Source organism: Paenibacillus sp. J22P218 (assembly GCF_056269195.1).
On the sequence record NZ_JBWDNL010000007.1, the window covers coordinates 357821 to 381390 of the forward strand.

The following is a 23570-nucleotide window of genomic DNA, read 5'->3' on the forward strand; positions in this document are numbered from 1 at the left end:
AGATTCAATGTTAGAACTACGGTTTTATTTGCGACTCAATGTAACGGAAAGTAATGTAAATCACGCCTTTAAGGATTTAGTTTTTAATCCCGATTGGTGTATATAGTGAGAATTAAGTATTGCTATGGTCCGCGACGTTAGCTTCTCTTTTTCAATTTCATTAATCACTTCTTGGAGAGAAGGAATAAGTGAGTCGTACATCTTCTTTCGCCTTTGATTTGTAAGCTTAGAGTTATTCGCGTTTGCACCCTTCATTTGTTCGGTCATTTTAAGGAAATCTTTGAGATCTAGAATAATGAATGTCTTCAAGTCCGAATCAATGGGCTCCTTGATTGGTAAAAAGGACTGAATAAACCGACGACGAGGCAACTCTCTTATATATGAGATGGATTCCAAGACAAGAGGAGTTAATCCTCTTATCAATATTGTCCCCGTGATGATTAAAAACAATATCTGATAATACCAAGCGAGGGACATACCCTTCATTAAAACTGTACAGCCAGCTAAGACGGCGAACAATACAATTAGTGGTAGGGCTAAGTCAATTAAACCAGCTTTGTACTTGTGCCTAGTGTTACATCCCTTATGCCAAAAAATCCTCTCAGAAGAATTAAGTACTCACGAAGCTCGTTCCATTCTTAAGTCGAGTAGCGCGGTGTTAACGTTGTAAGCAATATCGAAGCTGCACGATTAACGGCGGCTACACGACCATGATAAATCGAGAAAAAGCGTAACTTTGACGCTACGCTTTTTCATGATTTACTTTACAAAAGAATATCAGTTATTGGATTGATAGTAACCGAGCACGGTATCAAAGAGTCCTTTAGATCCTTTAAAACTGATTAACTTATCCGTTTTCCCAGAATTTAGTAGCTTCTTAATTTGAGCTGCAGGATTGACTACACCTAAAAACTCCTTGTTTAAACTTCTAGTGCTTTCGCTATGTTCTCAACCATGTCCGGCTTCTCAGCCAAGATAACGCGATTATATATACAGTAACCCCTCAATTCATAGGAAGAAATTGTGGCAATTGCTTAATCGGATCTTTATCTTGGCTATATCTCTCAGCACGAATGTAATTGGATCTGATTGCATAAGTAATTCTCACAAAATCTAGCGCAATAGCCTTCATATGAATTTCTGATGGAATCAAATAACCTTGAATTTCAGAAGCAATATTTAGATGGTATCGTGATGCTACCCTATGGCTTCCGTCAGCTACTTCTTTATCAACGTTTTCATGTTCGAATTCAATTACGTAAATTGGTCGGGTATTTTGCCGCGCTTGATTAAAATGTTTTTTATTTAAGTTCGAATCTGATATTGAACTCCTTAATTCAGAAGTGCGGAATGTGGTCTGAGGAATATCATACTCTTTTACAAGTTGTTCTAATTGATCGACAGACCAAAAATACCTAATTTCTCCTATGTTTGTGTATATCTCCTTATGGAATTTTTGTTCGGTTTCTTTATAAAAACTTTTTAAATTCGCAGGATATTGAATTATACGGCTCGCTGCTTCATCCAATTGATCAATGAATTTATCACGATCGGGATAACCTACAAGTGTATCATTTTGTTTCCGGATAAAACGAATCATATCTTTTAAATGGTTTACATATCTATCCCTCTGATAATTCCGCTGTTCTAAATTCATTTTCTCAAAGAAAGTTTCACTTTCTAAGAACATATGACAACTTTTATACTTCTTACCGCTATTGCAGTGACACGGATCATTTCTATTGATCTTGCTCATACCTTCACACTCCTATTGAAAGAAACTCTTGACAATGCCTGTATAGAGGCTTTTTACAGTATTTTGAAACGCGAGTTTATCTACAGCAAACCAAAATTTAAAACCAAGGATGAAGCACAACAGAAGCTGTATCGCTACCTGGAGTTCTTCTACAACCGGCAATCTTAACTTAAGAGCGTCCACTCTATTGACAGAAGAGCACTTACCTCTTCCTTCGAATTGTTACACCGTCAGATTACATTAAATAATAATTATAGACTAATCTAGAAAATGAAACAGCGACAGTCAAGGACAGATTAAGTCCTAAACCGTCGCTTGTTTATTGAAAATTCTAAAGACTGGCTACTGGAAACACTACAGTCTTCTTTAACTCAATAATCCTATTTAGTTATCAGCATTGAATGAATCAATTGTATCCAGTATCGCTTTCTGTTTCTGAGATGTCATCATCCTGAAGTTGTTGATTAACCTTTTCTCTACCGCATTAAGATTACTTTCTGCCCCGGTAAATACTTCATTTCTTTCGTTCCCGAATAAGAGCCATGATGCATTAACATTAAAGACCTTAATGATTGCCTGTATAGTCTCTAATGATGGATTGTATTTGTTCTGTTCAAGCTCGCTGAGGGTTCCTTGAGAAACACCAATACGCTGGGAAAACTCAATTTGGTTCAGATGATTAAGCTTTCTAATCTCCCTAATTCGCTCTCCTAACATTGAGACATCTCCTTCTTTATAAAAAATCCCGATGACCTAACAAAGCATCATCGGGACTGTTCTATCGGTTCCACACTTTTGTCACTGGTTCCACACTTTTGACATTGGTTCCAGACTTTTTTTACTGGTTCCACACATTTTTATAACTGGACAGGTGAGTATTTCGTTTTAAATTTCTACTCCACCGTCACACTCTTCGCCAAATTCCGCGGCTTATCAACGTCATGACCCAAAGCTAGCGAAGCGTAGTAGGAAATCAATTGAAGCGGCACGACCGACAGAGCTGGCGTCAGAACCGGCAGCGTCTTTGGAATGGTGAACAGCTCGTCGACGGATTTTGCAGCTTCGGCTTCGAAGCCGGCGTTGCCTATACCGAGGACATGCGCTCCGCGCGCTTTCACTTCTTTGATATTGCTCAGCGTTTTCTCATACAGCGCTTCTTGCGTAACGAGCGCGATAACCGGGATGCCGTCCTCGATCAGCGCGAGCGTGCCGTGCTTCAGCTCGCCTGCCGCGTAAGCTTCGGAGTGAATGTACGAAATTTCTTTCAGCTTCAGCGAGCCTTCTTGCGCGACAGCGTAGTCTACGCCGCGGCCGATGAAGAACAGGCTCTTGTGGTGCGAGATCGACTCTGCCACTTGCTTCAGCACATTGGATTGCTCAAGGATGCTCTCCACTTGCTCAGGAAGCTTATGCAAGCCTGCAATCAGTTCTTCAACAGCGGATTGCTCTTGCGTTCCTAGTACGCCTGCAAGATGCAAGCCGAATAGGTAGAACGCGATCAATTGCGAAGTGTAAGCTTTCGTCGAAGCGACCGCGATTTCCGGTCCAGCCCAAGTTACGAGCACGTCGTCCGCTTCACGGGCAACCGAGCTGCCGACTACGTTCGTAATCGCCAGGACACGAGCGCCGTTGCGCTTCGCTTCGCGCAATGCTGCGAGCGTATCCGCTGTTTCGCCGGATTGGCTTACGACGACAACAAGCGTGTCAGGGGTAATAATTGGCGAACGGTAGCGATACTCGGATGCGACATCGTTCTCTACCGGAATGCGGGCTAGCGACTCGATGACCGTTTTGCCGACAAGACCTGCGTGGTACGCCGTACCGCAAGCTACGATATGCACTTTGCGAATCGATTTGATATATTCTTCTGTCATTGTTAGTTCTTTCAAGTACACCGATTTGTTGTCATCGGCAATACGACCAAGCATGGTGTCGCGGTATGCCTTCGGCTGCTCGTAAATTTCCTTGAGCATGAAGTGATCGAAACCGGCTTTCTCCGCCGTTACTAGATCCCAATCGACATGAAATATTTCCTTGGAAATAGTTTCGCCTTCTGTCGTCATCAGTTCGACACCATTACGTGTCAACACGGCCATTTCGCCGTCGTCCAAAATGTAGACGTTGCGAGTATGCTCGAGGATCGCCGGAATGTCGGAACCGATGAAGTTCTCGCCTTCGCCGATGCCGATAACAAGCGGGCTTGCAAAGCGTACAGCGACCAAGCGCTCAGGCTCATACTCTGTCAAAACGCCCAGTGCGTAAGCTCCGCGCATACGTTTCACGGCGCGTTGCACCGCTTCGACAATGTTGCCGTCGTATTCTTCAGCGATCAAGTGCGAGATGATTTCCGTATCCGTCTCCGACACGAATACATGACCTTTCGCAGCCAGCTCATCCTTCAAATCCAGATAATTTTCGATAATGCCGTTATGCACGACGGAGAACTTCGCCGAGTTGTCCGTATGCGGATGCGAGTTCACGTCAGATGGTTTGCCATGCGTTGCCCAACGTGTATGGCCGATACCTACCGAACCTTCCAGTGGATCTCCTTTTAGCTTATCTTCAAGATTAGCCAAACGTCCGATGGATTTCGTAATTTCCAAGCCGTTTTTCGTGAAGACAGCGATACCTGCGGAATCATAACCGCGGTACTCCAGCTTCTTCAATCCTTCGAGCAAAATGTCCTGCGAATCCCGTTTACCAATATATCCAACAATTCCACACATAATTTAATAAGCCTCCGTTAGGTGTATTTCCCGCCTTTACCCGGATGCAGCCTTGCCAATGTGCGGCACAGACAATATGAAGTTGTCACAGATTAATCCCATATGTTGCATTAAAATGTAACCCTTCTGCCCGTGCTCGCCCCGCAGGCAGCATCTTGGACATACGGGATCAATATCAGCCTGCCGCAATTTTGTAAGACGGGTCGCCCAGTCTCTTTGATTTGCGGCTTTCGGTTGGCTTGTCGTACCGGAAGGTCCCCGCCGAATGTTTCGAACACCTTCACCTCGTCAGCTTTCCGCATGGATAACGACTCTATTCAGCCGCTGTCCCATCGCGCAAGCTCTGGCGCTTATCTTGCTTATTTAACCTCTATCCTCGCTTTCCTTCTTGAATCATACTACCTATCATATTCAATCTAGATACAATCTGCAACCTGTTTTCTGAAAATGGACAACTTACCAGCCACCAAGTATGACATTTACATGTCCATAATGGGCATTCGCCTGCAAAAACTCGGACCAACCGGGTTACCCACCCAGCTGGTCCGTCCTCTAAAAAGCTTCGATCCAATTATAAAACTCTATGGAAAAGACACCCGATCAGGCCGTTCGTTCCATAGAATAACAGCCTTTACCATTAACCTAGCTCATTTTTAACGACGTCCACGATCTGAGCCACATAAGCTTCAACTTGATCCTTGTCCGGACCTTCCGCCATAACGCGAATGAGCGACTCCGTACCGGATGGACGAACAAGTACGCGGCCGTTATCGCCAAGCTCGCTCTCAACTTGCTTCACAGCTTCCTCAATGGCAGCGTTGCCTTGGTACAAGCTCTTGTCTTCAACGCGAACGTTGACGAGCACTTGCGGGAACTTGCGCATAAGTCCTTTGAGTTCGCTTAGCTTCTTGCCCGATGCAGCAAGCGTGTCGACCAGCTGCAGAGCAGTCAGGATGCCGTCTCCCGTCGTAATATAATCGAGGAAGATGACATGGCCGGATTGCTCGCCGCCGAGGTTGTAGCCGCCGCGACGCATTTCTTCCATGACATAACGGTCGCCGACCGAAGTCTGAGCCGTTTTCAAACCGATATTCTCTGTACCTTTGAAAAAGCCGATATTCGCCATTACCGTTGTTACGACGGTATCATGGTTCAGCTTGCCCGCACGCTTCATCGCATCGCCGATGATGCACAGAATGAAGTCGCCGTCGACTTCCTCGCCCTTCTCGTCGATCGCGATCAAGCGATCAGCGTCGCCGTCGAAGGAAAGGCCGAGATGCGCGCCGTGCTTCAGCACTTCCTCGCGCAGATATTCCGGATGCGTCGAACCGACGCCCGCATTAATGTTAAGGCCGTCTGGCTCCGCGCCTACGGTAATTATGTCCGCGCCAAGCTCGCGGAACACAGTCGGAGCAAGCTCGTATGCTGCGCCGTTCGCACAATCAAGAACGATCTTCAGGCCGATGAAATCACCTTTGATCGTTGTTTTCAAATAATCCAAGTACTGCTGCTTCGCTCCGTCATAGATCGATACGGCGCCAATCTCGCCACCCTCTGGACGCGGCAATTCATCGACTTCCGCATCGATAAGCGCTTCGATCTCAAGCTCCGTGTCATCCGACAGCTTGAAGCCGTCGCCGCCGAAGAACTTGATGCCGTTATCCTCGACCGGATTATGCGAAGCGGAGATCATAACGCCCGCATCTGCGTTAAGCTCGCGCGTAATATAAGCGACTGCTGGCGTGGATACAACGCCAAGACGCACGACGTTCGCGCCAATCGACAGCAGGCCGGCAATAAGCGCGGATTCCAGCATAGGGCCGGAAATTCGCGTATCAAGACCGATCACAACGACCGGGCTCTCCGCTTTTCTTGTCAATACATAGCCGCCGCAACGGCCGATCTTATAGGCTAGCTCAGGCGTCAACTCTCTATTTGCAACGCCGCGTACTCCGTCAGTTCCGAAATATTTCCCCATTCTCATTTTGCCCCTTTGTTCAACATGTTATCGATTACTTGTAGCCTCATTAATCCCACCAGCTACTCGCTGCTATTCGCAGCATTCCCGCCGGCATTGCCGTTCCCGCTTCCCGGGTCAGGCGTTGCGGACGGCGTAACGCTAGGTGTCGTACCCGTCTCATCCGGCGGCGTCTCAACCCCCGTACCTGCTCCAACCGATCCATCATCCACAATTTCAATGGTCACGGATAGCGGCTGTCCGTCCGCAGCTACCGTCTGCACATAAGCAGGCAGAACTACATCTAGCGGAATCGTATGCACGCCAGGCCCAAGCCCCGCGAGACTCGCCGTAATCGTAATCTGATTCGCTTCCACCTTGGAGAGGATCGATTCCGCTCCGCTAACCGTTAAGTCGTATTTGCCCGACACAGGCGCTCGCACGACGGCCGTCAGCCCTTCTGCAAGCCCCTCCATATTAATCGCCATGCCCGTAAAGGTCCGCTTTACCGTCGGATCGACAAATACGCTGATCGAAATCTCGCTCGGATCGACGGACTTAATGCCGTCAATAAGCTGCGTCTTCACCTTGAACGTTCCCGATGCCTTCACCTTCGACAAGTCGAAGACGACTCCGTCGAACACCGTCAGCGCATCGATCGTTTTCTGATCGCCATAGACGGTAACCTCTTCGATCTCCGGCTTAATCGATTCAATGCTGACGCCCTCCGGAAGCGTGCCTGTATATCGAACCTGCAGCGGCACTTTCTTGAATGGCGGCGTCACCTTAACCTCGACCATGACCGTGCTTGGATCGACAATGGCATTCGTCATCTCCAAGCCGTCCGTATCGTAAACGACGACCTTCGCTTTTTTATCCGTAACCGTCTTATCCGCGCCTTCAATATTGACTGACGCGACGACGCTTCCTACGCGCTGCATATCGTCCTTCGGCAGCGTTACCTCAATACCTGGTCCGGCAGCTTCCGTCGAGAGCGTTACCGCGGCTGGCTCGCCAGCGACAAAGCCTTCCGCAGGCTTACCTTCCGCAACGACCTGCAGATCAAACGTTTTCGTTACGATTTCCTCTAATTGCACCGTTACCGTACGCGGCGACATCGCCACGAGCTGAATACCTTTAGGTAATTTTACAACGAGGGGCAATTCCTGTATGCCTGGTTTTACGTCTTTCACATCCACTATTACTTTATAATCATCAATGGAGGAAGCTGACAGCAAATCGGTGAGCTTACCCTGCACATCGATTCGCACAACGGTCGGCTCCATTGCCGTCAGGGCGAACTTATCCTCATCGAGTCCCTCAATGTTAATCTTCGCCGCTTCAATCGTCTTCGTGTCGATCGACGACGTAACGGTCTGCGGCGACGAATCGGTATCGATATGTACGACCGCCCATAACAATAAAGCAAGCACTACCGATAAAATCTTCATTGCAGTCGGATGACTTAGCCACTTATCCACGGCCTCCTCCTTTCCGCTTGAAGAGCGACGAGATCGACAGAGTCGACCCCTCCTTGCTCTTCGGGCTTGTCTTCGGCGTCAGCTCCTCGAACAGCTTCGAGATGAGCGACTCCTCATTAATGTCACGCACGATCATACCGTTCAACGACAACGATACTTGTCCCGTTTCCTCGGAGACGACGACTGATATCGCATCGCTCACTTCGCTTACCCCGATGGCAGCGCGATGGCGCGTTCCAAGCTCCTTGCTAATAAACGGATTTTCGGAGAGCGGCAAATAACAGCCTGCGGCCATAATCTGATTGCCGCGAATAATGACCGCTCCGTCATGCAGCGGCGCATTCGGTGTGAAAATATTAATGAGCAGCTCCGAAGTAATCCGCGATTCCATCTGAATACCGGATTCAATCAGTTCGCTCACGCCCGTGCTCCGCTCGAATACGATCAAAGCGCCGATCTTGCGGCTGGCCATATGCTGAACCGCTTTGATGACGCCGTCCACCTGCTCGCTTACGGCATCCCGCTCCAAAGAATACGTCCGCGAGAACAGCTTGCCCCGTCCGAGCTGCTCAAGCACCCGGCGCAATTCCGGCTGGAATATAATAAGCACCGAAACGACCCCGAACGTGAACATCTGATTCATCAGCCACTTGAGGGTGTACAAATTGAACCAGGTGCTAATCGCCCAAGTACCGACCAGGACGAAGATCCCCTTAAGCAATTGCACAGCCCTTGTGCCGCGAACGAGCAAAATCATTTTATAAATAATATAGCTGACTATGCCAACATCGATGATGTCCTTCAACCAATCATGCCAAGTTAAATCCGAGAAATAGCTCATATGCCAACCCCCAACAGCCGATAACCTTGTTTTTCACAACCTGATCCGATACTATGCCTTACGCTTCGGCTTCCTATCGATTATGATCGGAATTCAACTTTATTATTTTCTATAATTGGGATTGGAAATCCTTTATTTTGATAAAAGTTTACTTTGCACGGATACGGTACACAAAAATACCTCCCTGCACGAGGGAGGTATGACGCTTTAATCGGCGATTCCGCCAAACGTCTGCGTTACCTTGAACCAGAACCAATCAAGCGCCTGATCGATTGTGCGGCTCTGCCCTGCAATATGCCCCGTCGATGCGAGGTTCAGCGTCCCGTCGATGACCGTCACGTTTCCGTCGATCTCGCCAAGCACCTCAGCCCGCCCGTTCTCCACGGTCAGATTGCCAGTTAGATGTGCGCCTTCCGGGACGATTACGGTATTTCCTTCTATTATAACAGATTGAAGGTCCTCACCCGCAACGACCAGCTTCGTATCTTCCTCCCACAATGTGAAGAAGCTGCCAAGCATGACGAGCAGAAATACGGCTGCAGCCGTAACACCAGGATATCGGTAAATAAACCGAACGAAACCGTTCCGTGTCTTCGCTTTCTTTAACGGGAGCTGCTGCATAATTTTGTTCGTTAATTGCTCAGAGGCTTGCTTGTCGTAACCGGTTTGCGGCGCTGCCAAAGGCAGAGAGTGGAATGCTGCTGATTCCGTGTTCTCCAATTGCTCAAAGCGGCTACGGCAAGCAGGACATGAAAGCAAATGCTTCTTCAGCTCTGTAATATCTTCACGCGGCAGCTCGCCGTCCAAATAGTCATGCATCCATACGATGGCGACGTTGCAATTCATAGCAGCCAGTCCTTTCTTTCCATTGCTTCCGCAGTAGTTCGTAATTGATGAGTGAAAAAAACGTCAAGTGTAAACAGCTAACGTCGTTATTATGTCATGAAAAAACAGCCACGATCATCTATCATCGGCATGGCTCGTTTAAGCTTGCTATAGGATACGTTGCGAATCACAGGATGTTTCACTTTTTTATGCTGCTTTTTTTTCCATAGGCAAATGCCCGTGACGAAGCCTACAGCTTGTGCTCCAGCTTCTTGCGCAGAAATTCCCGGCCGCGGTGAACGCGCGTCTTAATCGTAGTAACCGGCATATCCATAATATCGCCAATTTCCTGCAAGGACAAATCCTGCATGTACCGGAGCGTCATAACCGTCTTGTACTTCGGTGGTAGCGTCTCGATCGCTTGATGGATGATGCGCTGCGTGTCCGATAGCAACATCTCCGTCTCCGGTGTCCGGTCATCGCTTGGAATCATCGAGTAGCCGTCGAGTCCCTCGTGCTCCGAAGATTCCGCATCGAGCGAATAAACCGGCTTCCGCTTCCTTAACCGATCGATGCATAAATTAGTAGCTATTCTATATATCCACGTAGAAAATTTCAAAGTCTCGTCGTACCTGTCCAAGTTTTTGTATACGCGAAGAAACGTATCCTGAACAACGTCCTCCGACTCCTGACGATTGTTCAGCATTCGGTATGCCATATGAAACAGCTTATCCTGATACAGGCTCACAAGCTCGGCGAACGCTCCCTGGTCGCCTTTCAGCGACAGGCGCGCCAAGCGTGCCTCCATTACATTCACCTTTACTCCTCCAGACGTTCCGTGCGTACAACCGCTCGCCTTGCTGATTGCTCGGCGATGGCGATCCCAATCAATATAAGGATGATGCCAATTATTTGGCCTGTGCTTAATTTCTCATTAATAATGAGCCATGCGCTCACTACGGCGACCGGCAACTCCATTGCTCCGAGCAGCGAGGCTAGCCCGCTTCCGATCTTCGGAATGCCTGCATTAAAGCAGATCGCCGGCATCACACTGCCAAGCAGCGCGAGCGCCGTTCCCCATCCGAGCATTTCCCATTCCGCATCGCCGGCCCATGCCCCTGCTCCGTAGAGCAGAGCGATGACTATGAAGCCAAAAGACATCATCATTGCGGACTTCATGACCGGATCATGATCGGTCTCGATCAGTCCCGTCAGGAACAGAAACAAACTATACGTAACAGCGGAGGCTAAGCCGTAGCCTACTCCGATGATATCGATCCGTGCAAGACCCGCTTCCTCGAACAAGCCTGCCGCGAGCAAAGTGCCCGCCATTGCGACAGCAATCGCCGCCAGCTCCAGCTTCCTCGGAAACCTTCGAACGCGTATACATTCTAGCAAAATCGTAATCCACATGAACTGAAAAAGCAAGACAATTGAGAAAGATGCTTCCAGCCGCTGTAGAGCCATATTATAAAACACCGTAGTGAGGCATAAGCCGAATATGCCGACGATAGCCAGCATCAGCCACTTTCCTCTGCGAAAAGGGTTCCGCCACCGTTTCGGACGAAGCAGCACGAGCAGCCATAGCAGGACAACGCTTATGCCGATTTGGTGCACCGTTATTTGTTCGAAGCTGAAGCCCGCTTCATAAGCAAGCTTGACGATTGGCGATAATATGCCGTAGCAAGCAGCGCCGATTAATACGATAATAACGGAAAACCAATATGATGATGACTGCTTCACCCTTCGTTCCTCCTGCACCTGCTTGCCAATCATTCTGATTATTATAAACGTTATAGAATAGCTCGGCAATCGACCTAGGTCGGGGATTGGAGAATTATGCTTGACCTACAACCTACAAATAAAACAAGCAGCAGCCAGGATCATTACGTTCCTGACAGCTGCTCTCTATAGAATTGCCCGCTGTGCTTATAGCGTATTCGTCTTCAATTGATCCAGTACGTTCAATATGGTAGTCGTCGGAATTGCGAAGCCAATGCCTTGCGCCTCAGCGTTAACCGCCGTATTAATGCCGATTACTTCGCCTTTCTCGTTAAGCAGCGGTCCGCCGGAGTTGCCCGGATTGATCGATGCGTCCGTCTGCAGCAGATGCTCGTACTCGTGATCGCCCTGCTCATCCGCAATCGTAATCGGACGCTCCTTCGCGCTAAGCACGCCCATCGTCATCGTCTGATCGAAGCCGTACGGGTTGCCGATGGCGATAACCCAGTCGCCGATCCGCGTCTCGTCGGAGTTGCCAAGCTCAAGCGACGGGAATGCCTTGCCGTCCGGGCTTGTCACTTTCAGCACGGCAAGATCCAGCTCATAGCTTGTACCCATTACTTGCGCCGTAAGCGGTTCGTCATAACCTTGAACGGTAACCTTCACTTCCTTCGCTCCGGACACGACATGCTCATTGGTCAGAATATAACCGTCCGATTCGAAAAAGAATCCTGTACCCGAGCCGCTAAGCTCGAGCTCGCTGCTGCTCTGCTCATCGGACGGCTGCTGCTCTTGCTCTTGCTGCTGCTCCTGCTGACTTTGACCGCCTCTTCCCCCTCCGCCGAAAAACTGGCGGAACAGAGGGTCGTCCATCATCGTGCTTTGCCTGCTTGGCTCGGTATAGGTTTCGATCTTCACGACAGCAGGGCTGGTCGCCTCGTAGATTTGCGCTACGGTAGCGTTCGTCCCTAGCGATGCCGTCGTAAGCCCCGCATCCTGCTGAGCTGCGCCGCTTGCGATAGAAGTTGTTCCCGTGCCGGCCCCCGTGCTGCCGCCGCTGAACAAGTTGTTTCGATCGGCTGCATATGCGAATCCGCCAACGACCATGGCGCCGATAAGGAATGATGCCAGCATCGTTCGGGTCGAATTCCGGCTGCTGCGCTTCGAGCGATTACTGCCGCCCATGTTCATAAGGTCCATATGGATTCCAAGCTCCTTCTCATAGGAAGCCTGCAGCTCCGACGGCTTCCGCTGTCCTTGTGCCTGCGAATCGTAAGTATAGGTCGTGCTAGGCTTCGTACCTGCTTCGTTCTGTGAATGCATATTCGAATTCGTTGTTCCATTATGGGAAGTATATTTGTCCTGTTCGTTCATGTTTATCATCCTCCTGCGTTTGTTCTCTTTGCTATGTTTCTATCATGCAGGACGCACCTTAAATCAAACTTAAGCAGATTATAATTGAACATAAGAAAATGATTTTCAAAGACAACATGCAACATTCCAATCATTCCCTCGTCTATGAGTAGGTAACATACTCGCTTACTAACAGGAGGAACGACAGATGAACAAAATGTACAAAGTATTAGCAACCGCATCCATTATGGCACTTGCTGCCGTACCGTTGACTGCTAGCGCGCAGGATATCCCGCCGGCATCCATTCATACGGGACAAGGGCAGATCGTGAATCAAGCCAATGTCGTACCGGCCGTTTGGGGCCAAATCACGGACTTCGTCAACGACGCTTCAGGTAAATTCATCACGGTCAAAGGTCGCGGTCTCGCGATTAACGACCAGAGTGAAATGATCCTTAACATTACGAAAGATACGAAAATTTATAATGCTAAAGGCAAGACCGTGGCTCTAAAAACGATCATCGATAATAAAATGGTCGTTAAGGCGTTCTACGGCCCTAATATTACGAAGAGCCTTCCCGCTCGCGGAACGGCATTGACGCTTGTCGTTCAAGACAGCAGCTTCACCGGTATCGAAGGAACGGTTGGCGAAGTGAGAGATAACGGCATTGTCGTAACGGGAACCAATATGTACTCGGCATCCGAAGAAACGGTTGTGCTTCATTTTGCAGACAATGTCCAAATCTTCGATCAGAACGGACAGGCGATTAAGGCAGACGTGATCCAGCCCGGCATGTCGGTCAAATCCATCTATGGCCCAGCAATGACGAAGAGCATTCCACCGCAATCAACGACCAAATACGTCGTAGTGAACACCGTGATCGAGGAGCAGACACCTCCCGGTACGGATGGCATCATTACGAATATTACAGGCAAGCAAGTGACGGTGATGGGTAATCCGCTGGAGCAAGGCGGCGTCAATTATGTCATTCTGACAGTCGACGAACAGACGGAGATCGTGAACGAGAAGGGCGAGAAGCTGACGGCTGACGCGCTCAAGCAGGATGTGCGCGTAGAGGCGTATTACGGCGAAGTGATGACGATGATCTACCCTGCTCAGACTCATGCCGACAAGCTTGTCGTGAAGGCAGCTCAAACGCATAAAGTAGAGGGAACAATCGCGGCATCCGATCGTGTAGGCAAAGATCAAGTATACGTGAATGTAGGTTCCGATGATTCTACAGCTAACGATATTATCCTGAATATTAGCGAAGCTACGAGAGTGATCTACCCTGTCGGCATCGACACAGGCCTTATTGCAGGCAGCAAAATCGTCGCTTACCATGCGGCAGAGATGACGGCCTCCCTTCCAGGCATGACGAATGCGGAGCTTGTCATTGTGACGAGCGACATCGCTGTAGATGAAGCAGAATAATAATGAATCGTTAGATATTATCTGGATACACAACAAAAGAGGCGGTACAGGATGTAATGTCCTGTGCCGCCTCTTCTTATATGGAGCATTAGCCCGTATTGCGAAGGCCTGCTGCAATTCCGTTGATTGTAAGGAGCACCTCGCGGAGCAGCTCCGGATCGTCTTGATCGTCAGCGCGCAATGCGCGAAGCTCCGTCAGCAATTGCACTTGCATGTAGCTGAGCGGATCGACGTACGGGTTACGCAGACGGATCGACTCTTGGATGACAGGTACGTTATCCAAAATTTCCGTTTGTCCCGTAATGGCGAGAATCAGCTCGGAAGTCAGCTTGTATTCTTGCTCGATTTGGGCGAAGATACGGTCGCGAATCGTTTGGTCGGAGATCATATCCGCGTATTCCTTCGCGATGACAAGATCTGCTTTGGCAAGCGCCATCTGCAAATTGTCGATCAGCGTACGGAAGAACGGGAACTTCTCGTACATCGTGCCGAGTGTCTTCAGCTTTTCTTTGTCGTCGCCTGTGTATTGCTTCAGCGCAGTACCCGCTGCATACCATGCCGGCAGCAAGTAGCGGCTTTGCGTCCATGCGAATACCCATGGAATCGCACGCAAGTCCTCAAAGCGATCGCTGTTCTTCCGTTTCGACGGACGGGAACCGATGTTCAGTTCGCCAACCTCAGGCAGCGGCGTTGATTCCTTGAAGTAAGTTAAGAAGTCCGGATCGCGGAAGATCAGATCTTGATACTTCGTAAGTGCCGTCTCGGAGATCGAGCGGGCGATGTCATCCCACTCCGGTTCCGTTTGCAGCCCCTGCTCTGGATATTTCGCAAGACGCGCCGCTGTAATAAGCGCCCACGTTGCTTGCTCCAAGCTGCGGTAAGCAATGCCTTGCATCGAGTAACGCGAGGACAGAACCTCGCCTTGCTCGGTGATCTTAATGCCGCCGCCAACCGTATGCGGAGGCTGTGCAAGAATACTGCGGTTCAGCGGCATGCCGCCGCGACCGAGTGCGCCGCCGCGTCCATGGAAGAACTTCAGCTTCACATCGTATTCTTTGCCGGCAGCCGTAATATCGTTCAGCGCAACGCGAAGCTCCCAGTTCGCTGTAACAACACCGCCGTCTTTGTTACTGTCAGAGTAACCAAGCATGATTTCATGCAGGTTGCCGCGCGCTTCAACCGCTTGGCGATAGATCGGCATCTCGAACAGCTGCTTCATAATGCCAGGAGCTGCGTGAAGGTCGTCAATCGTCTCGAACAACGGAACGGATTGCAGCGTGCAACGAACCGTACCGTCCGATTCTTGGCGGAACAAGCCAACTTCCTTCGCGAATACCATAACTTCAAGCATGTCGCTTGCCGCTTCTGTCATACTGATCAGGTAGCTGGAAATACAGTTCACGCCAAATTCCTGTTGTGCGCGGTAGATCGTATGGTACACGTCCAAGCATTCGCGCGTCGAAGCCGAGTAGTCCAGATGGCTCGACGTCAGCGGACGCGGATCGTTCAGCAAACGATGCAGCAATTCCGACTTCTCTTCCTCAGGGAGCGAAGCGTAATCGGAAACAACGTTCATTTTCGCCAAAATCTCGCTCATTGCGTTCTCATGCTCTTGGCTGTGCTGACGCACGTCAAGCGCCATCAGATGGAAGCCGAACAGCTCCACTTGGCGAATAAGCGTAGCCACATTCGTATCAGCCACATAATCGGCGAAATGTTGACGAAGGCTGCGGTCAATGACAAGTAAGTCCTCGAGCAGCTCATTCGGATGATTATAGCGCATCGCCGAGCCCTTCAGCGACTCGTCGCGCGTATTCGCAAGCTTCTCCAGCATAAAGCCAAGCTTAATGCGGTAAGGCTCCTTCGTATTTCTCCACAGATCTACGCATTTCAGCTCAACATGCTCGCGGTCCAGTCTGATCGATTCAACCAGCTCATCGGACACTTGAACAAGATTCGTGCTGAAGCTTAGAATATCCATCAAGCCGTTCAACTTCTCTTCGTACTTGCGGATAGCAAGCTGGCGATGAAGCGTTAACGTCTCCCATGTTACCTTGGCGGTTACGGACGGATTGCCGTCACGGTCGCCGCCGATCCAGGAACCGAAGCGCAGGTAGTCAGGCACATGCCACTTCTCGTCCGGATAATATTTGCCGAGGCAGCGCTCAAGCTCTTCGTAGACGCTTGGCAATACCTCGAATAAAGTTTCGTCAAAATAGTACAGACCGTTGCGCACTTCATCGATAACCGTAGGTTTGCGATCGCGCAGCTCGTCCGTTTGCCACAAAATAAGCACTTCGTTCGTTAGCTTCTCATGCAGCTTTCCGCGTTCGCGGTACGTAAGCGTAGGGTTGTCCAGCTCCATAACGTCATTGGCGATACGTTTGTGGATATCCAGCACCGCACGGCGTGTTGCTTCCGTCGGATGCGCCGTCATTACGAGCTCCAGCGAAATGCCGCCCAAAATTTCTTGCACGTCTTCGATCGCGATACCGCGTTCCTTCAACTCTGAAACCGCGCTTTCGATCGAACCGCGTTGAACCGTCTCGCCCGCCGATACCTCGTAGTCGCGTTTCCGTCTAATACGATGATTTTGCTCGGCAATGTTGACAAGCTGGAAGTAAATCGCGAACGCACGAATAACCTGATGCCGAATTTCCGGACTCAAGGACGAGATCGTTCCTTTGAATTGTTCGAATAGCTCCGGTACGAATTCCGCGCGGAGCGCTTTGCTCGTCTCGCGGATTTGCTCCACGATCTCAAGCAGCTCTCGTCCGCCTTGGTGCACAAGTACTTCGCCAAGTATATTGCCTAGAAAACGGACATCTCGGCGCAGCAGATTGTTCGATTGCGGCCGATTGCCCGTCAATGTAGATGCTGATTGATCCGACATACTGTGTTCCTCCTCAAACTTTTGCGAATGCAAAAGTCTCTTCGTAAGCGTTAGCTTGCTTTTGCGAATACAAAACTTTCTTCGTAAGCGTAAACTTGTTTTGCGAATGCAAAACCAACCTCATATGCATAATGTTCGTTTTGCGCACACAAAAGGATTACCCTTTTTGACTCGAATATAAACTTCTCCTATCATACTACAAAACGGAACAGGGTTGAAGCCCCTATCCGAATCGGTTCTTGCCTGTATGCTGGTAATGTTCGGTGTTTAACGCCATGGCAGCGATACCATGACCAGAGTTCTGGATAACTGTCCCAATCTATCCATCAAAATAAACAGAAGCCCTGCTCAGCAAGGCTTCCCGGTATTGTATTCGCTCTTATTAACCTGCGACGAGAATACCTTTCCGTTCCAACGTTTCAATCAACGACTTCGCCATGATGTCGTAGCCTAGCAAATGCGGGTGAAGTCCGTCATCCGCAAGCTCTTCGCGCAGCGTGGTTCCATCTTCTTGCGTCATATGCGAGTGGTAGTCAACGTAGACAGCTGCTTCCTCGTCGGCTACTATTTGCAGCCTATCATTCACTTTGATGATGCTCGCATTCCTTATATCGTTATTTCCCGATTGCGGCAAATTCGTTGGAAGCAAGGAGCATACGATCGGCGTAATGCCGTTCGCATTCGCCTTTCGAACCATTTCGCGAATATCGTCCACTAACCCCGGTATAATTTGCTCCTCCGTTTTCCGATCGTGGATCGTCCAGCCGTCCAATCCCCAGAAGTTGTTCACGCCGATCTTAATGACGACGTGCTTCGGCTTCAGTTGAATGACGTCCGCATCGAATCTCCTTAATACGTGGCTGCTGATGTCGCCGCCGATTCCGCGATTGACGACAAAGTGACCGCCCCTACCGAAGTAGGCATTCAGCTCCCACATATGGGTAATCGAATCGCCGATAAACACAAAGTCGACGGGCACGTTATGAGCGATTAATATTTCGTTGCCAATATCGAATTCTCCTCTGCGGCTGTCCGCTGCAGCTGCTGCGGCGAAGAAGCCGGGTTTCACGATATCGATTCGTTTCGTATTAGTCATTTATAAGTTCCTCTCCATCTGAATTATATTTTGAATATTACAACTTCTTGAGCTTCAGCAAGGCTTCAACATAATAATAATCCCCGTAAATAAGCGGCGCATCCACATACACATCCGCCGCATAATAACCTGTAGCATGCAGCAGCAAAGCTTCCTCATCCGCTTCCCAAGCGCCGTAATGGTTGTAGAGAGAATAAAGGATCGCTTCCGCCTGTTGCCGATACTTCTTACTTTCCTCACCCTGTACCGCCGCTGCTAAATCCAGTAACCCTGAAGCGGCTATCGCTGCAGCCGATGAATCCCGAGGCGTGTCCTTGCCGAAGCCCGGCAGTCGGAAATCCCAATAAGGCACTTTGTCTTCAGGCAGATGATCGAGAAAAAATCGCGCGACTCTCTCGGCAGCCTTCAAGTACTTCTCCTTCCCCGTGTATGAGTAACTAAGCGTAAATCCATACAATGCCCACGCTGCCCCTCTAGCCCAAGCCGAATCCGCGGCATGGCCTTGTCCGGCTAATGCACCGATCCGCTTGCCGGTTTCCGGGTCGAAGCTGACGATATGGTGTACGGAACCGTCATCCAGCACAAATTCTCGCAGCACGGTATCCGCATGAAGCTCGGCGATATGTCGATATCTTGGATCGTCGATTTCTTGGGAGGCCCAGTAGAGAAGCGGCAAGTTCATCAGACAATCGATAATTGCCCAGCCGCTGTGATCCTCCCCGCCCCAATTCGGCCACGCGCGTATGAACCCCCCTGCCGGATTAAATCTTCCGGCGAGCAAGCTTGCAGCCATTAGAGCGTGCCGCTTCGCTTCCTCATCTTGCAGGTGCTTATATTGATTCACGCTGCTTAAGCCGAACATAAATCCGACATCGTGATGCAATGGATCGAATCCCCAAAGTGTCCGGCTGATTTGCCGCTCGCATTCAACGGCCAGCTCCTTCAGACGATCATTACTCGTTTCCTCATAGGTTAACCACAGTAATCCCGGCCAGAATCCGGAGACCCAGTCATAAGCGGGACTCTTCTCGTAACGGCCCTGCGCGGAGCCGTTCGGAAATGATGCTCCAATGGACAAGCTCGTCTGCTCTATTTTATTAATCGCTTTCCGGCAAGCTTCATCTACCCAATTCACCCTTGCAATCATGTGGACCCTCCTAATCTTTCTCGCAACGAATCATCTTTTCCGATAAATGTCAGGCGTCACCCCGTAGTACTTCTTAAAGGTTCTAATAAAGTGCTGTGGACTCTGATAACCGACCATTTCCGTGATTTCATAAATCTTAGAGCCCGACTTCTCCAATAAAGCCTTCGCTTTCTCCATGCGTGCGCGCAATATATATTCGCTTAAGTTCTCTCCCGTGATTTCCTTGTAAATTTGCGATAAGTAAATGCCGTTCAAATAAACGGAATCTCCGATGGATTGCAGCGTTACGTTTTTCCCAAGATTCTGCTCGATATAGGAATGAATTTTGTGTACGAGCTGCTGATGATTCTCGCCGATATGCATAGGCTGCAAGATCTCGTTCTCTAGTAGAGCATCCAAGATAATATGGCTCCAGGTTTTTAAGAGCTTAGCAGAGTGAATAACGTTATGTTCGGCGCGGCTGGAGATTGTTCCGACGATATCCTCCAGCACTTTGCCCCTCTTATGCGCAAGATACGTGAAGCTGCTTAACAAATGCAAATACGCCTCTCGCAAATGCGCCTGTGAATCCTTATGCGAATGCTCCAGCTCGCCAAAAATGTCGGATAGCTTAGCGTTCAGCTTGTCTCCATTCCCGATATCCATAAGTTGAGTCAGCATGGGAGACTGATAGAGAGACTGCAATGGCTTCATTTCCCGGTCTGTGCTTTCCTGAGTAGTCGACAGGATCATTCCCTGCTGATTCGACCTCATCAATATAGAAGCGATAGAAGAATAAGCAGAATAAACTTCCTCTGGAAATTGCGTTAGATTCGAAATACAAATGGCGATATTTCCCCGCAAATAATGATCGACATTTTCAGTGAGCCTATTGGCCAAAGAAACCAGCAGGCTTTCCTGCGCGGAATTCCAATCCCGGGCGAGATTCTTTTCCTCGGATTTGGGCAGAAGCAGCAAAGTCAGATTGCCTTGCGGAGCCTTGCAGGACCAAATATGAAATTGCGCCGAGAATAGCTCCTCCGCCATATTCAGGACGGCAAACTCGAAAAGCTTCATATCTTCCAATCCATAAGCTTCGTAGAAATAAGGCTCGAATTTAATCGCCGCCATTTTGACCTGATCGCCTGAGGCAAATGGAATTCGGTACATGCTGAGCTTATCCGCTAATTGACTTTTGGAAAAGTTTCTCTCTTGCAACAGTTCAAGCAACAGATTTTCTCGCAATAACGGTAAATTCCGATGCACGACGGAAGTCGAATATTCGAGAATTTGATACCGCTGACGCTCATTGTTGCGTTTATCTACGATTTTACCAACCGCCGCCAGAAGCACGTCATCCCGGACCGGCTTAATGAAGTAATCGATGGCATTTAATTCGATCGCTTTTTTGGCATATTCGAATTCTGCATATCCCGTGAGCAGAATGCAGTCTATTTTCATATCATGATCGTTAACGTATTGAATAAGCTCTAGACCTGACATTCCCGGCATGCGAATATCCGTAATGAGAATATCGATAGGATGGTCTCGAATGATCTCTAGTGCGCTTTGGCCGTTGTACGCTTTATGAATCGCAGAGATATCGAACTGATCCCACGGCATGGTCGTAGCGAGAGAATCCACTTGATGTTTATGATCGTCAACGATTAATAATGAAAACATCTGCCGCTCACTCCTTATCGACTATTTCCCAATACAGCTCAATTCGCAATCCGCCAAGTGTCGAGTGATCGATATGGACGCCGGAATGATCGCCGAAATAATATTTCAGACGATGGTTCACGTTCCACAAGCCTGTTCGTTTCGAGATATTGACTTCTTGTCCGGTCGTCTTCCTCAGCATATGCAAGGCATCCGAGGACAAGCCCGATCCGTTATCCTCAATGACAAGCTTGCAGTTATTCGCTTCTACGATTCCCGTGATCGTAATAAGTCCCTCTTCCTCCCTCTCCTCCAAGCCGTGTACGATCGCATTCTCAATCATCGGTTGAATGAGAAGTCTCGGGATCTTGAGTTCCAGCATGTCTTCCGGAATCGCAATGGTGTAATGCAGCTTCTCCAACTGGGAATTCATTATATCCATGTAGCTGACCGCTAAATCCATTTCCATTCGAAGCGTAGACACGAGCGATTCGTTTCGCGTTGTGTATTTGTAATAATCTCCTAAATTATGAGCCATCGCGATGACCAATCGATTTTTGTTCATTTTCGCCATGTTCACGATATAAGCAAGACAATTGTAAAGAAAATGCGGGTTGATCTGCGATTGCAGCTGCTTCATAATCGCCTCTCTGGAGCGAACTTCCTCCGTGTATACCCGCTTCAGCAATTGATCGATTTCTACCGCCATGCCGTTAAACGAATCAAACAACGATTGGAACTCGTTTTTACGGCGGCTTCTGATTTGATAAGCGAAATTTTTATTTTTCATTTGCTCGACGCCGCGTATCAAGATCCGAATTGGCACTTGAATGTGCGAGTACAGCAAGAAGGCTGCCACGATACCGAACAGGAATAACAGCACTAACATCACATAAAACAAATTTCGGCTATGAACGACCGGTTGAAGAATTTCGTCCAACGGCTCGATATCCACCATGCTCCAATCCATCTTGCTTGACGCGAGCGTATACAGAAGATATTTTTTGCCGTCGATCTTGACGATGGTGCGATATTTGGAATTGGCCGTGAATTGATCCAGCGGATAATCCTTCATCACTTGCCGGATCAGCCCTATGTTCGCTTTGCTGCTGTACACGACCTGATCCGAGCCATGGTAAAAGAAGGCATCGCTATTTCCGTTTAACGTAAATCCATCCAGTAGATTCGATATATTTTTGGTCAGAAAATCGACGCGAATAATCATCTCGGAGCTCATAAGATCCGTAGAATCAACTTGAGAGGGAGTAACGAAGTACCTAGAAAAGGCATCCATCTGCACCCCGTTGACATCCACTTTATTCAACTTCCACGTAGGCGTATAGTGTTCAACAAACTCCTTTTGATCGGATAGGGCAGAAGACACGGTCGATATTGAAAGATCGCTTCTCGGAAAATAGATCGATATTATATTCATCACTTGATTCGTAATGCTGAATAAAGCCAGCTTGCCTTGAATCGATTGAATGACGTTTTGACGGTCATAACCGGACTCGGGCATATTGCCGAAGCCTACGTTACGAATCTCGGGATCTTTGGTCGCGAGCGCGGCGTACATCATATTCTGATCCAACGTACTTTCCAGCTGATTCAGAAAATACGAAAGTTTTTCTTCGTTTCTGGTGTTGATCTGCTCCTCGATGACATCGACGCTCTGCTTGTTCGTATATGCGTACAATCCGATAATGGGCGTTAGAATTAAGACAATCAGAAGAATCACCTTCGTGATCACGTTCAAGGCCTTCTCCTCCTTATACCATTTCCTACTATTCTAGCATAAGGATCGCTTATTCTTTGACCGAACCGAGCGTCATTCCCTTAACAAAATATTTTTGCAAAAAAGGATAGACGACCAGGATCGGCAACGTACCGACGAAGATCAGTGCCGCTTTCAACGAGCGCTCGGACAGATTCTCCAGATCGGCCGGGTTGAGACCAATCTGCGTATAATCGAATCCGGTAATTAAAGCCTGAAGGAATGTCGCCAGCGGAATCTTGTTCGCTTCGTTCATATAAATCATCCCGTCGAACCAGGAGTTCCAATGGTACACCATGGTGAATAAAGACAGTGTCGCAATGGAGGGCAAGGAAATCGGGAAAAATATCGTGAATAAGGTACGGAAATGTCCTGCGCCGTCAATCGCGGCCGCCTCTTCCAGCTCCTTAGGAATTCCCCTGAAGAAGTTCATCATGAGGACCACATTGAATACATTGACGGCCACGGGCAGGATCAATGCCAGGAGCGAATTGGTCAACCCTGTCTTCTGTACGACCAAGTAAGTCGGAATTAGTCCTCCGTGAAAGAGCATCGTGAATACGAAGAACCAAGCGTATAACGTTCTTCCTTGGAACTTATGATTATCCTTGGACATGGAGTAGGCAGCCAGCATCGTCAGCAGCATCGAAACGCCCGTTCCGAGTACCGTTCTCAGAATGCTTACCCGGAAAGCAACCAGGAAATTGTTGCTGTTCAACGCCTTCTCATACGCGTCCAGATTAAAACCAATGGGCCAGAGTTTGACCAGGAATGAAGTCGTCGCATAGTTGTCGCTCAACGATACAGCCAGAACATGGACCATCGGAAGGATGCACAGCAAGGCAACCGCCGATAGAAAGAGATGATTCGAATATCGAAACAGCCGGTTAGAGAATGTAAGTTTGTGCATCGCATTATATCCT

General features: G+C 48.8%; 18 protein-coding genes. 2 read left to right on the forward strand and 16 right to left on the reverse strand.

The annotated features are described in order from the left end of the window. Positions 1 to 1003 precede the first annotated feature (1003 nt). On the reverse strand, positions 1004 to 1756 hold the full coding sequence (locus AC0YN0_RS27290; protein WP_475824109.1) for an SEC-C domain-containing protein: 753 nt from the start codon (positions 1754 to 1756) through the stop codon (positions 1004 to 1006). On the opposite strand from AC0YN0_RS27290, the gene AC0YN0_RS27295 reads away from it, so the two are divergent. Next, the gene (locus tag AC0YN0_RS27295) at positions 1691 to 1924 is read left to right on the forward strand and encodes an IS3 family transposase (RefSeq protein WP_475824110.1); all 234 of its coding nucleotides are present in this window, start codon (positions 1691 to 1693) and stop codon (positions 1922 to 1924) included. The two genes, AC0YN0_RS27290 and AC0YN0_RS27295, sit on opposite strands and share 66 nt — an antisense overlap. Before the next feature lie 216 nt (positions 1925 to 2140). Here the strand turns inward: AC0YN0_RS27295 and AC0YN0_RS27300 are convergent, their stop codons facing one another. The 9 genes from AC0YN0_RS27300 to AC0YN0_RS27340 all read right to left on the reverse strand — a co-directional run bounded on the left by AC0YN0_RS27300 (position 2141) and on the right by AC0YN0_RS27340 (position 12682). Then, positions 2141 to 2473: a helix-turn-helix domain-containing protein gene (locus AC0YN0_RS27300; RefSeq protein WP_475824111.1), complete on the reverse strand. Its 333-nt coding sequence runs from the start codon at positions 2471 to 2473 to the stop codon at positions 2141 to 2143. Between the two features lie 176 nt (positions 2474 to 2649). Beyond that, entirely contained in the window at positions 2650 to 4482 is a 1833-nt protein-coding gene (glmS, locus tag AC0YN0_RS27305; protein ID WP_475824112.1) for a glutamine--fructose-6-phosphate transaminase (isomerizing), read from the reverse strand. Between the two features lie 637 nt (positions 4483 to 5119). Next, the gene (glmM, locus tag AC0YN0_RS27310) at positions 5120 to 6460 is read right to left on the reverse strand and encodes a phosphoglucosamine mutase (RefSeq protein WP_475824113.1); all 1341 of its coding nucleotides are present in this window, start codon (positions 6458 to 6460) and stop codon (positions 5120 to 5122) included. A gap of 62 nt (positions 6461 to 6522) precedes the next feature. Then, entirely contained in the window at positions 6523 to 7920 is a 1398-nt protein-coding gene (locus AC0YN0_RS27315) for a CdaR family protein (protein ID WP_475824114.1), read from the reverse strand. Next, positions 7913 to 8761, reverse strand: a complete 849-nt coding sequence (cdaA, locus tag AC0YN0_RS27320) for a diadenylate cyclase CdaA (protein ID WP_475824115.1) — start codon at positions 8759 to 8761, stop codon at positions 7913 to 7915. Before cdaA ends, AC0YN0_RS27315 begins: the two co-directional genes overlap by 8 nt. Positions 8762 to 8968: 207 nt before the next feature. Continuing rightward, positions 8969 to 9607, reverse strand: a complete 639-nt coding sequence (locus AC0YN0_RS27325; protein WP_475824116.1) for an anti-sigma factor family protein — start codon at positions 9605 to 9607, stop codon at positions 8969 to 8971. 229 nt (positions 9608 to 9836) lie between these two features. Next, complete coding sequence (gene sigW / locus AC0YN0_RS27330; RefSeq protein ID WP_442051345.1) at positions 9837 to 10394, reverse strand: RNA polymerase sigma factor SigW; 558 nt, start codon at positions 10392 to 10394, stop codon at positions 9837 to 9839. Between the two features lie 11 nt (positions 10395 to 10405). Further along, positions 10406 to 11329 carry an EamA family transporter gene (locus AC0YN0_RS27335; protein WP_475824117.1) on the reverse strand — a complete coding sequence of 308 codons (924 nt, stop codon included), beginning with the start codon at positions 11327 to 11329 and terminating at the stop codon, positions 10406 to 10408. A 186-nt stretch (positions 11330 to 11515) separates the two neighbouring features. Then, on the reverse strand, positions 11516 to 12682 hold the full coding sequence (locus AC0YN0_RS27340) for a S1C family serine protease (protein ID WP_475824118.1): 1167 nt from the start codon (positions 12680 to 12682) through the stop codon (positions 11516 to 11518). Positions 12683 to 12869: 187 nt separating this feature from the next. Between AC0YN0_RS27340 and AC0YN0_RS27345 the strand changes: the two genes are divergently transcribed. Then, a complete protein-coding gene (locus AC0YN0_RS27345; RefSeq protein ID WP_475824119.1) occupies positions 12870 to 14096 on the forward strand; it encodes a peptidase in 1227 nt (408 codons plus the stop codon). 88 nt (positions 14097 to 14184) lie between these two features. On the opposite strand, the gene ppc is transcribed toward AC0YN0_RS27345, so the two are convergent. From ppc to AC0YN0_RS27375, 6 genes are all read right to left on the reverse strand, one after another. After that, entirely contained in the window at positions 14185 to 16989 is a 2805-nt protein-coding gene (gene ppc / locus AC0YN0_RS27350) for a phosphoenolpyruvate carboxylase (RefSeq protein ID WP_475824120.1), read from the reverse strand. A 382-nt stretch (positions 16990 to 17371) separates the two neighbouring features. Continuing rightward, on the reverse strand, positions 17372 to 18085 hold the full coding sequence (locus AC0YN0_RS27355) for a GDSL-type esterase/lipase family protein (protein WP_475824121.1): 714 nt from the start codon (positions 18083 to 18085) through the stop codon (positions 17372 to 17374). Positions 18086 to 18122: 37 nt separating this feature from the next. After that, the gene (locus tag AC0YN0_RS27360) at positions 18123 to 19232 is read right to left on the reverse strand and encodes a glycoside hydrolase family 88 protein (protein WP_475824122.1); all 1110 of its coding nucleotides are present in this window, start codon (positions 19230 to 19232) and stop codon (positions 18123 to 18125) included. Between the two features lie 30 nt (positions 19233 to 19262). Then, positions 19263 to 20894 carry a response regulator gene (locus tag AC0YN0_RS27365; RefSeq protein ID WP_475824123.1) on the reverse strand — a complete coding sequence of 544 codons (1632 nt, stop codon included), beginning with the start codon at positions 20892 to 20894 and terminating at the stop codon, positions 19263 to 19265. A gap of 7 nt (positions 20895 to 20901) precedes the next feature. Continuing rightward, a complete protein-coding gene (locus tag AC0YN0_RS27370; RefSeq protein WP_475824142.1) occupies positions 20902 to 22623 on the reverse strand; it encodes a sensor histidine kinase in 1722 nt (573 codons plus the stop codon). A 55-nt stretch (positions 22624 to 22678) separates the two neighbouring features. After that, positions 22679 to 23557, reverse strand: coding sequence for a carbohydrate ABC transporter permease (locus tag AC0YN0_RS27375; RefSeq protein WP_475824124.1), 879 nt, complete (start codon positions 23555 to 23557; stop codon positions 22679 to 22681). Positions 23558 to 23570 lie beyond the last annotated feature (13 nt).

Bases quoted from the DNA above. Each gene is read 5' to 3' on its own strand.
- AC0YN0_RS27290 (WP_475824109.1), bottom strand. From the start codon at position 1,756: ATGAGCAAGATCAATAGAAATGATCCGTGTCACTGCAATAGCGGTAAG.
- AC0YN0_RS27365 (WP_475824123.1), bottom strand. From the start codon at position 20,894: ATGTTTTCATTATTAATCGTTGACGATCATAAACATCAAGTGGATTCT.
- AC0YN0_RS27300 (WP_475824111.1), bottom strand. From the start codon at position 2,473: ATGTTAGGAGAGCGAATTAGGGAGATTAGAAAGCTTAATCATCTGAAC.
- AC0YN0_RS27295 (WP_475824110.1), top strand. From the start codon at position 1,691: ATGACAACTTTTATACTTCTTACCGCTATTGCAGTGACACGGATCATT.
- AC0YN0_RS27355 (WP_475824121.1), bottom strand. From the start codon at position 18,085: ATGACTAATACGAAACGAATCGATATCGTGAAACCCGGCTTCTTCGCC.
- AC0YN0_RS27340 (WP_475824118.1), bottom strand. From the start codon at position 12,682: ATGAACGAACAGGACAAATATACTTCCCATAATGGAACAACGAATTCG.
- sigW (WP_442051345.1), bottom strand. From the start codon at position 10,394: ATGGAGGCACGCTTGGCGCGCCTGTCGCTGAAAGGCGACCAGGGAGCG.
- AC0YN0_RS27360 (WP_475824122.1), bottom strand. From the start codon at position 19,232: ATGATTGCAAGGGTGAATTGGGTAGATGAAGCTTGCCGGAAAGCGATT.
- glmM (WP_475824113.1), bottom strand. From the start codon at position 6,460: ATGGGGAAATATTTCGGAACTGACGGAGTACGCGGCGTTGCAAATAGA.
- glmS (WP_475824112.1), bottom strand. From the start codon at position 4,482: ATGTGTGGAATTGTTGGATATATTGGTAAACGGGATTCGCAGGACATT.
- AC0YN0_RS27325 (WP_475824116.1), bottom strand. From the start codon at position 9,607: ATGAATTGCAACGTCGCCATCGTATGGATGCATGACTATTTGGACGGC.
- AC0YN0_RS27345 (WP_475824119.1), top strand. From the start codon at position 12,870: ATGAACAAAATGTACAAAGTATTAGCAACCGCATCCATTATGGCACTT.
- cdaA (WP_475824115.1), bottom strand. From the start codon at position 8,761: ATGAGCTATTTCTCGGATTTAACTTGGCATGATTGGTTGAAGGACATC.
- AC0YN0_RS27375 (WP_475824124.1), bottom strand. From the start codon at position 23,557: ATGCACAAACTTACATTCTCTAACCGGCTGTTTCGATATTCGAATCAT.
- ppc (WP_475824120.1), bottom strand. From the start codon at position 16,989: ATGTCGGATCAATCAGCATCTACATTGACGGGCAATCGGCCGCAATCG.